The sequence below is a fragment of the Enterobacter sp. PL1 genome (assembly GCF_945957325.1).
Lineage (GTDB): Bacteria > Pseudomonadota > Gammaproteobacteria > Enterobacterales > Enterobacteriaceae > Enterobacter > Enterobacter roggenkampii.
The window spans coordinates 144,149-157,792 of the sequence record NZ_CAMFKT010000006.1 but is presented as its reverse complement, the minus strand read 5'-3'; the positions used below and the strand labels follow the sequence as shown (position 1 = coordinate 157,792).

The 13,644-nt window shown below is 57.0% G+C and carries 15 protein-coding genes; 2 read left to right on the top strand and 13 right to left on the bottom strand.

Annotated features, from left to right (window positions below):
- Positions 1-40: 40 nt before the first annotated feature.
- A complete protein-coding gene (locus N6P30_RS07910; RefSeq protein ID WP_008503029.1) occupies positions 41-211 on the top strand; it encodes a YhfL family protein in 171 nt (56 codons plus the stop codon).
- Between the two features lie 144 nt (positions 212-355).
- Here the strand turns inward: N6P30_RS07910 and trpS are convergent, their stop codons facing one another.
- The 12 genes from trpS to pilM form a co-directional block, all read right to left on the bottom strand.
- Complete coding sequence (gene trpS / locus N6P30_RS07905) at positions 356-1,360, bottom strand: tryptophan--tRNA ligase (RefSeq protein WP_023294718.1); 1,005 nt, start codon at positions 1,358-1,360, stop codon at positions 356-358.
- Complete coding sequence (gene gph / locus N6P30_RS07900; RefSeq protein ID WP_021242202.1) at positions 1,353-2,114, bottom strand: phosphoglycolate phosphatase; 762 nt, start codon at positions 2,112-2,114, stop codon at positions 1,353-1,355. Before gph ends, trpS begins: the two co-directional genes overlap by 8 nt.
- Positions 2,107-2,784 (bottom strand): ribulose-phosphate 3-epimerase, encoded by a 678-nt coding sequence (rpe, locus tag N6P30_RS07895; protein WP_008503032.1) that lies wholly within the window; start codon positions 2,782-2,784, stop codon positions 2,107-2,109. The genes gph and rpe overlap by 8 nt, the downstream gene beginning before the upstream one ends.
- Before the next feature lie 41 nt (positions 2,785-2,825).
- Positions 2,826-3,638: an adenine-specific DNA-methyltransferase gene (gene dam, locus N6P30_RS07890; RefSeq protein ID WP_008503033.1), complete on the bottom strand. Its 813-nt coding sequence runs from the start codon at positions 3,636-3,638 to the stop codon at positions 2,826-2,828.
- A 67-nt stretch (positions 3,639-3,705) separates the two neighbouring features.
- A complete protein-coding gene (gene damX / locus N6P30_RS07885; RefSeq protein ID WP_023294719.1) occupies positions 3,706-5,007 on the bottom strand; it encodes a cell division protein DamX in 1,302 nt (433 codons plus the stop codon).
- 92 nt (positions 5,008-5,099) lie between these two features.
- Positions 5,100-6,188 (bottom strand): 3-dehydroquinate synthase, encoded by a 1,089-nt coding sequence (gene aroB / locus N6P30_RS07880; protein ID WP_021242200.1) that lies wholly within the window; start codon positions 6,186-6,188, stop codon positions 5,100-5,102.
- 57 nt (positions 6,189-6,245) lie between these two features.
- Positions 6,246-6,767, bottom strand: a complete 522-nt coding sequence (aroK, locus tag N6P30_RS07875; RefSeq protein WP_003861630.1) for a shikimate kinase AroK — start codon at positions 6,765-6,767, stop codon at positions 6,246-6,248.
- Positions 6,768-7,053: 286 nt separating this feature from the next.
- Positions 7,054-8,277 carry a DNA uptake porin HofQ gene (hofQ, locus tag N6P30_RS07870; RefSeq protein WP_225828736.1) on the bottom strand — a complete coding sequence of 408 codons (1,224 nt, stop codon included), beginning with the start codon at positions 8,275-8,277 and terminating at the stop codon, positions 7,054-7,056.
- Positions 8,204-8,608, bottom strand: a complete 405-nt coding sequence (locus N6P30_RS07865; protein WP_032664745.1) for a HofP DNA utilization family protein — start codon at positions 8,606-8,608, stop codon at positions 8,204-8,206. The genes hofQ and N6P30_RS07865 overlap by 74 nt, the downstream gene beginning before the upstream one ends.
- Positions 8,598-9,053, bottom strand: a complete 456-nt coding sequence (locus N6P30_RS07860) for a hypothetical protein (protein WP_023294721.1) — start codon at positions 9,051-9,053, stop codon at positions 8,598-8,600. The genes N6P30_RS07865 and N6P30_RS07860 overlap by 11 nt, the downstream gene beginning before the upstream one ends.
- A gap of 3 nt (positions 9,054-9,056) precedes the next feature.
- Positions 9,057-9,551 (bottom strand): PilN domain-containing protein, encoded by a 495-nt coding sequence (locus tag N6P30_RS07855; protein WP_023294722.1) that lies wholly within the window; start codon positions 9,549-9,551, stop codon positions 9,057-9,059.
- On the bottom strand, positions 9,548-10,324 hold the full coding sequence (pilM, locus tag N6P30_RS07850) for a pilus assembly protein PilM (RefSeq protein WP_023294723.1): 777 nt from the start codon (positions 10,322-10,324) through the stop codon (positions 9,548-9,550). Before pilM ends, N6P30_RS07855 begins: the two co-directional genes overlap by 4 nt.
- A 120-nt stretch (positions 10,325-10,444) precedes the next feature.
- Between pilM and mrcA the strand changes: the two genes are divergently transcribed.
- Entirely contained in the window at positions 10,445-12,997 is a 2,553-nt protein-coding gene (gene mrcA / locus N6P30_RS07845) for a peptidoglycan glycosyltransferase/peptidoglycan DD-transpeptidase MrcA (RefSeq protein ID WP_023294724.1), read from the top strand.
- 80 nt (positions 12,998-13,077) lie between these two features.
- On the opposite strand, the gene nudE is transcribed toward mrcA, so the two are convergent.
- A complete protein-coding gene (gene nudE / locus N6P30_RS07840) occupies positions 13,078-13,638 on the bottom strand; it encodes an ADP compounds hydrolase NudE (RefSeq protein WP_008503041.1) in 561 nt (186 codons plus the stop codon).
- Between the last annotated feature and the right edge of the window lie 6 nt (positions 13,639-13,644).

Here is a 13,644-nt window from a genome sequence, read left to right as displayed (position 1 = left end):
GAGTTACATCCAATTTTCGTTTTAAAGACAAGGAATGCGTATGTTCAAACTGGCAAAGGCCGCCGTTCTGGTTGGCCTGTTATCGACTCTGACGGCCTGCACCGGTCACGTTCAAAACACCAAAAATAACTGCAGCTACGATTACCTGCTGCACCCGGCGATCTCCATTTCGAAGATCATCGGTGGTTGCGGCCCGGCGGCACAGCAGTAAGCGTTTTACAGGCGTAAAAAAACCGGGATATCCCGGTTTTTTAGTTTTGGAGAGTGTGTTTTTTGTCGGGTGGGGCTGACGCTTACCCGACCTACACGGTCCCGTAGGCCGGGTAAGGCGGAGCCGCCACCCGGCAAAGCAAGCTTAAGGTTTACCCACAAACCCAATCGCTTCATACACCGCTTTCAGGGTTTCGGACGCGCGCGCGCTGGCTTTTTCCGCCCCCTCTTTCATCACTTTCTGCAGGAAATCTTCGTCGTTACGGTAGCGGTGATAACGCTCCTGCAGCTCGGTCAGCATGCCGGAAACGGCATCTGCCACTTCGCCTTTCAGGTGGCCGTACATCTTGCCTTCGAAGTGTTTTTCCAGCTCTGGGATGCTCTGGCCGGTGACGCCGGAGAGGATATCCAGCAGGTTGGAGACGCCCGCTTTGTTCTGCACGTCGTAGCGCACAACAGGCGGCTCGTCGGAGTCCGTGACCGCGCGCTTGAGCTTTTTGACAACCGATTTCGGATCTTCCAGCAGGCCGATAACGTTGTTGCGGTTATCGTCAGACTTGGACATCTTCTTGGTCGGCTCCAGCAGCGACATCACGCGTGCGCCGGACTTCGGAATAAATGGCTCTGGTACTTTAAACACATCGCCGTAGATCGCGTTAAAGCGCTGGGCGATATCGCGGCTCAGCTCCAGGTGCTGCTTCTGGTCTTCGCCGACAGGTACCTGGTTTGTCTGGTACAGCAGGATGTCTGCCGCCATCAGTACCGGATAGTCAAACAGGCCGGCGTTGATGTTTTCAGAGTAGCGCGCGGATTTATCCTTGAACTGCGTCATGCGGCTCAGCTCGCCGAAATAGGTGTAGCAGTTCAGCGCCCAGCCCAGCTGCGCGTGCTCCGGCACGTGCGACTGAACGAAGATGGTGCTCTTCTCCGGATCGATGCCGCAGGCCAGATACAGCGCCAGGGTGTCCAGCGTGGCTTTGCGCAGCTTCTCAGGATCCTGACGGGCGGTAATCGCATGGAGATCAACGATGCAGTAAATGCAATGGTAGTCATCCTGCATGCTGACCCACTGACGTAACGCACCCATGTAGTTACCAATGGTCAATTCACCTGAAGGCTGTGCGCCACTAAAAACGATGGGCTTAGTCATTGTTCAATTCCTGATGTTCACTGTGCGAAAGCCCGAGTGCGGGCAACAAATCTTTGAAGTGGTCGAAAACGACGTCCGGCTCACTCAGCGTGATGGCTTCACCGTAGTTGTAGCCATAGGTTAACCCCACGGAAGGACAACCGGCCGCGCGGGCAGCCAGAATATCATTGCGGGAATCGCCGACAAAGAGCAGCTCCGCAGGCGTTAAGGATAATTTTCCTGCCACCAGCAGCAGCGGTTCCGGATGGGGCTTTTTGTTTTGCACATCGTCGCCGCCCACAATGACGGAGAAATACTTCGCGATATCGAGCGCGTCGAGCAGCGGTGCGACAAACGGCGTGGGTTTGTTGGTCACCAGACCCAGCGGGATGCCCTTCGCGTGCAGCGCGCTCAGCGTTTCCTGAACGTCCGGGAACAGGAAGCTGCCCTCCTCGACGGTCTCTTCATAGAAACGATCGAACAGTTTGCGCAGAATACGCAGCTGCTCTTCCTGCGGGATATCCGCGTGATCGACGCTCGGTTTACCCTGGGCGGAACGCTGCGACGCACGCTCCTGACGCGCCCACGTCAACGCGCGCGCCATCAGAACATCGGCGCCGTTGCCAATCCACGTGACGACGCGCTCTTCACCCGCAACGGGGAGTTCAAGTGCATACAGCGCCTGGTCGACGGCGCTCGTTAAGCCCGGCGCGCTGTCAACCAGCGTGCCGTCGAGGTCGAATGCCACACCCCGAATAGCCTGTAATTTATCCATGACTTACCTTCGCCAGCTCGCGGCGCATTTCATCAATGACTTTTTTGTAATCCGGTTGGTCGAAAATGGCAGAACCGGCAACGAACATATCCGCGCCTGCCGCCGCAATTTCACCAATGTTATTCACTTTCACGCCGCCGTCTACTTCCAGACGAATGTCGTAGCCTGACTCGTCGATACGACGGCGGACTTCACGCAGCTTATCCAGCGTGTGAGGAATGAATGACTGGCCGCCAAAACCGGGGTTAACGGACATCAGCAGGATCACGTCCAGCTTGTCCATGACATAGTCGAGATAGCTCAGCGGCGTGGCCGGGTTAAACACCAGACCCGCTTTACAGCCGTTCTCTTTGATCAGCTGCAGCGTGCGATCCACATGTTCAGAGGCTTCCGGATGGAAGGTGATGATGCTGGCACCCGCCGCGGCGAAGTCAGGCACGATGCGATCAACCGGTTTCACCATCAGGTGAACGTCGATCGGGGCGGTAATGCCATAGTTACGCAGCGCCTTGAGCACCATCGGACCGATGGTCAGGTTAGGAACGTAGTGGTTATCCATCACGTCGAAATGGACGACATCCGCGCCAGCCGCCAGTGCGTTGGCGGTATCTTCACCCAGGCGGGCAAAATCGGCCGACAGAATTGAGGGAGCAATCAAAAACTGTTTCATCCGCTTCTCCTTGAAATGTGTTTACCGGCGGGCAAAACGGCTCAGGGGCGATAAAGAGCCAGGAGTTCGTCCACCTTTTTACGTGTGCCGCCGTTGCTGCTAATGCTACGCCGCACCTTAACCTGAAAATGCTTCGCGGCTTTGTACCATTCGCGCGTATCAGGCGTGTCGTGATTCGAAATTAACACCGGAATTCTTTTGCTGACCAGCTTTTCCGCCATCTCCGCCAGACGCGCCTGCTCGGCAGGGCTGAAGCTGTTGGTGTGGTAGGCGGTGAAGTTCGCCGTCGCAGACAGCGGCGCGTATGGGGGGTCACAGTAAACCACCGAATTAACGCCTGCCAGTTCCATACACTCTTCATAGGAGAGGCAATGAAACTCAGCGTTCTGCGCTTTTTCAGCAAAGTGATAAAGCTCGTCCTGTGGGAAATACGGGCGCTTGTAGCGACCAAACGGCACGTTAAATTCCCCGCGCAGGTTATACCGGCACAGGCCGTTGTAACCATGACGATTGAGATAGAGGAACAGCAGGGCTCTGCGGAACGGATCCTGGCTCTGGTTAAACTCCGCGCGGAACTGGTAGTAAACGTCCGGGTTATTGTTCTCGGGCGTAAACAGCTTGCGCGCCTCTGCGACATACTCATCGGTACGGAGCTTAACGATGTTATAGAGGCTGATAAGGTCGCTGTTGATATCCGCCAGGATATAACGAGAAAAATCGGTGTTGAGGAACACCGATCCCGCACCCACGAAAGGTTCGATAAGACACTCGCCTTCAGGCAGGTGCTTTTTAATATCATCGAGCAGGGGGTATTTCCCCCCTGCCCATTTCAGAAAAGCGCGATTTTTTTTCATGCTGACTAACTGATTACACCTTCTCCGGCTGTGGAGAAAGCTCCGACAGCATCCTGCGCTTTAAACATTACTTCAGATCGGCCTGAACCTGATGAATCGGCTTCGCCCATGGGTTCTTCGCCTGAACGTCAGCTGGCAGCGCCGCTACGGCACGTTTTGCTTCATCTTTTGACGAATAAACACCGCTCACCAGCACATACCACGGCTGACCGTTACGGGTCGTCTGATAAACAACATAGTTTTTCAGATTTGATTTCTTCGCCCAGCTGTTGAGGTTGTCGTAGTTAGACGAACTGCTCAGCTGCAGCGTGTAGTTGCTGGAAGGCGCAGACTTCAGCGAACCGACGTTACCTGCCGTTTTACCTGCCGCGCTGCTGGATGCGGTTGCCGTCGCGGCTGGTGCCGCTGTGGCAGCCGGTGCCGTGGTGGTCGCCGTGGCTTTCGGCGCAGTCTGCGTGACGGGCGCTTTAGCAGGCTCGCTCACCGCAGCCGTTTCCGTGCGTTTCGGCTGGGCCGGTACGGCTTTCACTTCAGGCGCTTTTACCACTGCCTGAGGTTTGGTTTCACGCTTAGGCTCAATCACTGCCTGCTTACGCTCAGGACGTGTTGTAGTCTGCGTCTGGTGCGGTTTGGTTTCCGTCGCGGCCGTTTGCGGCTGAGCGTTACCGCCGCGAATCGGGGCAACGGTTGCAGGTTCAGTTGGCAGCGTAGAGTTAACCACGACGTTATCAACCTGCTGCTGGTTCTGCGGCTGCGTCAGCGCATTGTTCAGGTCTCCCTGAACTTCCACACGCTGCTGACCTTCTGGCGCAACAGGTGCCTGACCCTGAGCTGGGGTTGAAGAAACGGGCGGCAGAGAAACATCCTGCGGCGCTGTGGTGTTACCGGCGGTCTGCTCTGCGGAAGTAGCACCCGGCGCTGGCTGTGCGCCATTCGCCTGATTGGACGCATCGTTACCGGAAAGGTTGATGCTCTTCTCAGCGGAAGCCGTTTGCTCGGTTGAGTTCGTTGACGGTGCTTTAAGCGCGGAGCCAATGCCGACAATCAGCAGCACAAGCACCAGAACGCCAAGGCCCATCATAATGTACTGGCGGGACGCCGGTTTTGGCGCAGCGGCTTTTTTACGTTTACGCGGGCGACGCTCTACAGGCTGTTCGTCCATTGAATCTTCTTCGGACTCATAATCCTCTTCTGCTCGCTCTTCGTGCGCGTTGCGGCTGCGCGAAGGGCGACGATCGTCTGCATCCAGATCAACATCGTCAAAGTTGATCTGCGGCTCGTTATCACGTTCTGAAGATTGACGAGAACGACCAGTACGACGATCGCTGGGATCGGGTTTCAGCTCGTCTTCTGGTTTGAATTCATCCATTTAACACCCCACTCAAAGGCTTATGCCAACGACTTTGCATTTCACCTGAAGCTAAACGACCACCTGCGACAGTGGCCTGACCTTTCTAGTTGTTACGCCTGCTGACAGTCAGCGATAGCGCCAAGAACGACATCGTGCGGCACTCCGCCGCGCACTTCACTCTTCCCTATTGCAAGCGGGAGTACAAGACGCATCTCACCTGCCAATACTTTTTTATCGCGCATCATGTGGGGTAAATACGCTTGCGCCGACATCTCCTGCGGCCCGTTCACCGGCAAACCTGCACGCTCAAGCAGCGCAATGATACGTGCCGTCTCTTCCGGTTTGAACTGCCCAAGGCGTTCAGAGGTGCGGGCAGCCATCACCATGCCGGCCGCGACGGCTTCACCGTGCAGCCAGTTGCCGTAACCCATTTCGGCTTCAATCGCGTGACCAAACGTATGCCCAAGATTCAGTAAAGCACGTAAGCCCGTTTCACGCTCGTCTGCGGCAACAACTTCTGCTTTCAGCTCACAGCAACGACGAATGCAGTATGCCAGTTTTGCCTCATCGAGGCCCAGCAGCGCATCCATATTCTCTTCAAGCCAGTTAAAGAACTCGCCATCCAGAATAATGCCGTATTTGATCACTTCCGCCAGACCCGAAGCCAGTTCGCGCTTCGGCAGGGTTTTCAGACAGTCGAGATCCACCACCACCGATGCGGGCTGATAGAACGCGCCAATCATGTTTTTGCCGAGCGGATGGTTCACTGCCGTTTTGCCACCGACAGAGGAGTCGACCTGAGACAGCAGCGTGGTTGGGATTTGAATAAAGCGGACACCACGCTGATAGCTTGCGGCCGCAAAGCCGGTCAGATCGCCCACAACACCGCCGCCCAGGGCAAGCAGTGTTGTATCGCGACCATGCGGTTTTTGCAGCAATGCGGTAAAGACGGTATCCAGTACCGTCAGGCTTTTATACTGCTCGCCATCGGGGAGAATCACACTGTCGACTTTTACGCCCGCCTGCTCAAGCAGGTGGCGTACGCGGTCGAGATAAAGCGGAGCCAGCGTCTCGTTGGTGACCAGCATCGCCTGATCACCCGCTTTCAGTGGTAAAAAGGAAGCTGGGTCGTTAAACAAACCAGCCGCGATGGTGATAGGGTAACTACGTTCCCCGAGAGTAACTGTAATCCTCTCCATGACGCGACATCCACCTTTAATGCTTTTACCCGCAGGCGAGTGTATATAAAGCCAGAATCAGTTGCTTTCCAGCATATGAATAATCTGGTTTGCAACCACTTTAGCGCTCTGGTCGTCAGTACGAATGGTCACATCGGCAATCTCTTCATACAGCGGATTGCGTTCATCGGCCAACGCTTCCAGAACTTCGCGTGGTGGCGTTTCAACCTGCAGCAGCGGGCGCTTTTTATCGCGCTGCGTACGTGCCAGCTGTTTCTCAATGGTCGTCTCAAGATAGACCACTACGCCACGGGCGGAGAGACGGTTGCGGGTTTCGCGAGATTTCACAGAGCCGCCGCCTGTTGCCAGAACGATGCCCTGTTTTTCCGTGAGTTCGTTGATCACTTTTTCTTCTCGGTCACGGAAACCTTCTTCGCCTTCTACGTCGAAAACCCAGCCCACATCAGCTCCGGTTCGTTTCTCAATCTCTTGATCAGAATCGTAAAATTCCATATTGAGTTGTTGAGCTAACTGACGCCCAATAGTGCTTTTGCCGGCACCCATAGGCCCAACCAGAAAGATATTGCGTTTCTCTGCCATTTTATCGGTACTACTAAGACTATTCGTTAATGGTAATCCCCGCTTCGCAGACACCCGGCGTAGCAGGACATGAACTGAAACCTCATATGCAATAGAGCGAGAGTCAGACTAAAAATTATCTCAGTACTCCGGCTTGTTTGGCAACTGATTAAATCACCGCGCCGGGCGCATAAGGTAATAAGACGTAAGTCCAACTCAAATCGGTACTCCTTGTATGCTAATTCATGCCCCACGTCAAACATCTGCAACAAACTGAATGCAAAATCATTGCGGGGATCGTTACCCGTCAGCGAATAGCGACCAGACGTGGTGTAATAAACACCACTAACTCACGCCGCTCGTTGTCTTTCCCGTCATGGCGAAAAAGCGCCCCAATCCACGGGATGCTTCCCAGACCGGGTACGCTGTCACTGCCGGTTTTGTTCTTCTGGGAAAAAATTCCGCCCAACGCCAGCGTTTCTCCACTTTTTACCTCCACCTGGGTTTCTATCTCCTGCTTGTCGATAGCCAGCGTTTCGCCATCGGCCTGCTGCAGAACCTGTCCCGGCATATTTTCGCTGATGTGTAGTTTCAGGCGCACGCGTCCCCCCGGTAAGACCACCGGTGTGACCTCCATTCCGAGTACCGCCTCTTTAAACTCAACGGAGGTGGCGCCGCTTTCCCCGCTTGAGACCTGATACGGAATTTCGCTGCCCTGCTTGATACTGGCCGGTTGCCCGTGCGAGGCCAGCAGCCGCGGGCTGGCGATGATATCGACCTGCTGTTTTTGCTCCAGCGCTGAGAGCTCCAGATCCAGCAGCCGACCATTGATCCTCCCGATATTAAAACCCACGTGGCTGGTGGCGCTGGCGACGGAAAGATCGCTGCCCAGCGTCGTCAGCTGTCCAACCTTGCCCGCGTCGGTCGCGTCGGCGAGATTCCACTTCACCCCAAGCTCACGCAGGCTTTTTTCGTTAATGGTCACAATATGCGCCGCCAGTTCGACCTGCTCGATGGGAATATCCATCTCGGCGGCCCAGCGCCGCAGCGTATCCACCGCAGCCTGGTTATCCCGAATCAGCAGGCGGTTAGTACGCGTGTCGACGGATAAGCTCCCCTTTGGGCTCAGGAGTTTTTCCGCGGCTTTTTGCAGCTCCCCGGCGTCCGCATAAGAAAAGGGAATGCCCTGAGTGACCAGCGGGGCATCAAGCTGTCGACGCGCCTGTTCCTGTTCTGAACGCTCCCGCTGCTCACGCTGCCAGGCCGCGGTATGCACATAAAAAATACCGCCCTCCTCGCGCAAGACGAGTCCGGCACTGGTGACAACCGTCCGTAACGCCTGCCGCCAGGGGACGCGCGTCAGGTTTAGCGAAAGCGTGCCGCTGACATCAGGCGATACCACCAGATTACGGTTCTCCTGTGCGACCAGGGCCTGTAACACCTGAACCACAGGAACGTCATCCACCACCAGCGTGACCGGTTTTGGCGCGGCGGCCCACAGCGGTTGGCTGAACGCCAGCAGCCACAGCATTATCCGTAAATTCATTTTTGTCCGTTCCTTCTCGTTGCCACGTCCATTTTCCCGGGTCACAGGTGTCACCCACATCAACCGCCAGCTCCGCTGCATTGACGGCGGTTATCCTCCAGCCAGCCGGGAAGCGCTCATGCATTTTCAGCCGGTGCCAGCGCTTTTCCCCATCCTGTAAAATGCCGATAGTCTCCTGCCCTTCCACCAGGCCGCGAAAGCGCCACTGCGCCAGCTCGCCAATGGCGCAAGGATCGTCCGGGGGACGAAACGGATCGCGCATACCGGTCAATAGCAGCACTGAGCAAACCAGCAAACATCGCGCGCTATTTCGCATGTTCCAGCTCCAGCTGCAGGCGTAACGCCGTACCTTGTGGCGCAATCGCGAAAGCGGCGATCTGCACATCCTGCTGTGCCAGACGGGAAAAAAGTTCCGGAATGGCCTGCCACTCCGTATCCAGCGTCAGTTCCCCTCCATTCTGCAGCGGCTTCCAGTGAACCAGCGTCGTCTCATCGTTCTGAAAATCGAGCGGGGAGAATGGCGCCAGCTCCCGTGCCTTTGCAGCGTCCGGAAGAAACGGCCCCTTTCTGACAACAGGCCATAACGATGCATTAGTGCTTACATTCTCAATCAGCTGGCGTTGTTGTTCAGCACACTGCCTGTCTACCGGTCTGAGCAACGCGCCCCACGCGACCAGCCCTGCCAGGAGACTCCCCAGGCACCAGCAGAGTACCCGATGCCAGGGACGGCTTTCGCACCAGCGTTCTAACAAGGTATTCACGCGTTACCCCTCACTTTTGAGATGAAGCGTAAACATCCAGTGCCCCCGGCTATCCTGACGAAGCTCGCCCGGCGTCCCGGGCGTAAAGCCCGCGAGTTGTCCCAGCCCATCGCGCAGGGCAGAGAGGGCCGGCAGGGTGATGGCGTAACCGGTCAAAATCAGCGCAGGCGGCTGATAGCGCAGCTCTGTCAGCCAGACCTGTGAAGGAATGGCGCGGGAAAGGGAGGCCAGCACCGGTTGCCATGCGCGTCGTTGCCTGGTTTGCACGGGTAGCTGCGCCTGTGCGGCCAGTTTTTGCCGGGCGACAAGCGCGTGCTGCACGGACTGCATTCCCGTCAGATCCGTTTGCAGCGCGCGCAGTTTCACGAACTGGTTCATCCGCAGACAAACAATGACTACGAACATCAACAGTACTGTGCCGATACACATTGCGCCCCAGAAGCGCAGGCATCGCGCGCGCCGCTGCTGTCGCCAGGGCAGAAAATTCAGGATGCTCATCCGGGCACCTCGCTCATGGCCAACGCCAGCGCGACGGTATAATCAGCCCCGCATTCCGGCAGCGGAGCATGGCAGCGTTCCAGGATTTCCCACGGATCATGTCGGCAATCAAACAGCGCGATGTCATCCGGACCAAGCGCCAGCAGCGCCGCCAGCTCAGCCACGTTTTCTGCGTCGGTAGTTAAGCGGCGTCCCCACTGGTGGCGCATCGCCCAGAGCCACTGCCGATCGTCCCGCCAGGCGACGCACTTCGCTGGCGCCACTGCGGGAAGAAGATTCGTCAGCGCGCTGGCATCCGGGGTAATGGTCACCAGCCGCAAACGCAGCGTTTTCGCCAGCGCCAGAAGGGTATCGACCTCGTTGTTTTGTGCGGCCGTCACGTGAAAGGTATTGCTGAAGGTATCCTGGGCGTAGTCGAAACAGAGGGTATCGGCAGACATCTCCAGTTCGCGGGCGAGCGCGCTACCCAGCCATGAGAGCTGCTCGCTGTCGCGCAGCGCAACGGTCGGACGGGGAAGCGACCGCTGCAGAGTGCGTGCTGCCGGGAAAGAGAGGAACACCCGATGGGCGTGCGGCAGCGTTTTTCGCCAGTCGCGCAACGCATCAACCAGCTGTTCTGGCTGACAAATTTTGCCGTCACGAATGATGCCTTCGGCCAGCGGGATTGCCCACCAGCGTCGCAGACGCCAGCCGGACTTCTCCCGGTCCAGCGCCACGATCAGCACCCTATCCTGTTGAATATGAACGCCCGTTTGCCATGTTTTGAAGGCCATGCTTCACGATCTCCTTATCGCCCGTCGCCCTGACGGCTATATCAATGAATCAGGCTTGCCTTTATACTACCGCGCGATTGTTTAGAAACTGCCCAAGTGAAACCAAATGGGAAATCTCCGGTGAAGTTCGTAAAGTATTTATTCATCCTTGCAGTCTGTTGCATTCTGCTGGGAGCAGGCTCGATTTACGGTTTGTACAAATATATTGAGCCACAGCTACCTGATGTCGCCACGCTTCGCGATGTGCGTCTCCAGATCCCGATGCAGGTCTATAGCGCCGATGGCGAGCTCATGGCGCAGTATGGCGAGAAGCGTCGTATCCCGCTGACCTTAAACCAAATTCCACCCGTGATGGTGAAAGCCTTTATCGCCACGGAGGACAGCCGTTTTTACGAGCACCACGGTGTCGATCCGGTGGGGATTTTCCGTGCCGCGAGCATTGCGTTGTTCTCTGGTCACGCCTCTCAGGGGGCGAGTACCATTACGCAGCAGCTGGCGCGTAACTTCTTCCTCAGCCCTGAAAAGACGCTGACCCGTAAGATCAAAGAGGTGTTCCTGGCGATCCGTATTGAACAGCTGCTGAGCAAAGACGAGATCCTTGAGCTGTACCTCAATAAAATCTACCTGGGCTACCGTGCCTATGGCGTGGGGGCGGCCGCGCAGGTGTACTTCGGTAAGCCTGTGGAGCAACTCACCTTAAGCGAAATGGCCACCATCGCCGGTCTGCCAAAAGCGCCGTCCACATTTAACCCGCTCTACTCGCTCGATCGCGCCACCGCACGTCGTAACGTCGTCCTGTCACGTATGCTGAGCGAAGGCTATATCAGCCAGAGCGAGTACGACCAGGCGCGCAACGACGTCATTGACGCTAACTACCACGCCCCGGAGATCGCCTTCTCTGCGCCTTACCTGACCGAAATGGTTCGCCAGGAGATGGTGAACCGTTATGGCGACAAGGCCTATGAAGATGGCTATCGCGTGTACACCACCGTCACCCGTAAAGTGCAGCAGGCGGCGCAGGACGCGGTACGCAACAACGTGATGGACTACGATATGCGTCACGGCTATCGCGGCCCGTCAAACGTGCTCTGGAAGGTGGGCGAAAGCGCGTGGGACAGCAAAAAAATCATCAGTACGCTGAGAGCACTGCCTACCTACGGTCCGCTCCTTCCTGCCGTGGTGACGCAGGCCGATCCTCAGGAAGCCGTTGCGACGCTGGCGGACGGTACGTCCGTCTCCCTGCGCATGGACGGTATCCGTTGGGCGCGTCCGTACCGCTCGGATACCCTGCAGGGCGCCACGCCGCGTAAAGTGACCGATGCGGTACAGACCGGGCAGCAAATCTGGGTGCGCAAGGTTGGCGAATCCTGGTGGCTGGCGCAGGTACCGGACGTCAACTCGGCCCTGGTTTCTATCAATCCGCAGAACGGTGCTGTATTGGCTCTGGTCGGCGGGTTCGATTTCAACCAGAGCAAATTTAACCGCGCCACCCAGGCGCTGCGTCAGGTCGGTTCCAATATCAAACCATTCCTCTACACGGCCGCGATGGATAAGGGCCTGACCCTCGCCAGCATCCTCAACGACGTGCCAATCTCCCGCTGGGATGCGGGGGCGGGTTCCGACTGGCAGCCGAAAAACTCCCCTGCGGAATATGCCGGCCCGATTCGTCTTCGTCAGGGTCTGGGACAGTCGAAAAACGTGGTGATGGTGCGTGCCATGCGCGCCATGGGCGTCGACTATGCCGCAGAGTATCTGCAGCGCTTCGGTTTCCCGGCGCAGAACATCGTTCGCACCGAGTCGCTGGCGTTAGGCTCAGCCTCCTTTACGCCGCTTCAGGTCGCGCGTGGATACTCGGTGATGGCCAACGGCGGCTTCCTGATTGACCCGTACTTCATCAGCAAGATCGAGAACGATCAGGGCGGCGTGCTGTTCGAGGCGAAGCCGAAAATTGCCTGCCCTGACTGCGATATTCCGGTCATTTATGGCAATACGCCGAAATCTGAAGTACTTGAAAACAAGGACATGGAAGACCCTGCCGTGTCGCAGGAGCAGCAGAGCGGCGTGGTGCCGCAGCCGCAGCTCGAGCAGGCGAACCAGGCGCTGGTGGCGCAGACCGGCGCGCAGGAATACGCCCCGCATGTGATCAACACGCCGCTGTCTTTCCTGATCAAAAGCGCGCTGAACACCAACATCTTCGGTGAGCCAGGCTGGCAGGGTACCGGCTGGCGCGCAGGACGCGATCTGCAGCGCCATGATATCGGCGGTAAAACGGGGACAACCAACAGCTCGAAAGACGCGTGGTTCTCCGGTTACGGTCCGGGCGTGGTGACCTCAGTCTGGATCGGCTTCGACGATCACCGCCGCGATTTAGGGCGTACCACGGCCTCCGGCGCGATTAAAGATCAGATTTCCGGCTACGAAGGCGGCGCGAAGAGCGCGCAGCCAGCCTGGGACGCCTACATGAAGGCCGTTCTTGAAGGCGTGCCGGAGCAGCCGCTGACGCCACCGCCTGGCGTGGTGACGGTCAATATCGACCGCAGCACGGGCCAGCTCGCCAACGGCGGTAATAGTCGCGAGGAGTATTTCATCGAGGGCACACAGCCAACCACACAGGCGGTGCATGAGGTGGGTACAGAGATTATCGATAACGGCGAAACGCACGAGCTGTTCTAAATGTAAAAATGCCCGGTAAAAACCGGGCAACACAGCGTAGGCCGGGTCAGGCGAAGCCGCCACCCGGCTTTTTTTATGGGCTACAGTCGCCCCTGCCCTTTCAACCACTCCCGTACCAGGAACAGCGCGCTCACGTTGCGAGCCTCATTAAAGTCAGGGTCTTCCAGGAGGTCCATCAGATGCGCCAGCGGCCAGCGAACCTGCGGCAGCGGCTCCGGCTCATCCCCTTCCAGCGATTCAGGATAGAGATCTTCCGCCACCACGATATTCATTTTGCTGGAAAAATAGGACGGTGCCATGCTCAGTTTTTTCAGGAATGAAAGCTCATTCGCCCCGAACCCCACCTCTTCTTTCAGCTCGCGGTTTGCCGCTTCAAAGACGGTTTCGCCCGGGTCGATCAGCCCTTTCGAGAACCCAAGCTCGTAAGATTCCGTTCCCACAGCGTATTCGCGGATCAAAATCAGATGATCGTCGACAATCGGCACAATCATCACCGCTTCGCGCGACGAGGGGCGCATACGTTCATAAACGCGACGCACACCGTTGCTGAACTCCAGATCCACACTTTCGACATTAAACAGGCGCGATTTGGCGACTGTTTCAACATTCAGAATGGTGGGTTTTTGTAGTGGTTTGCTCATCGTGAT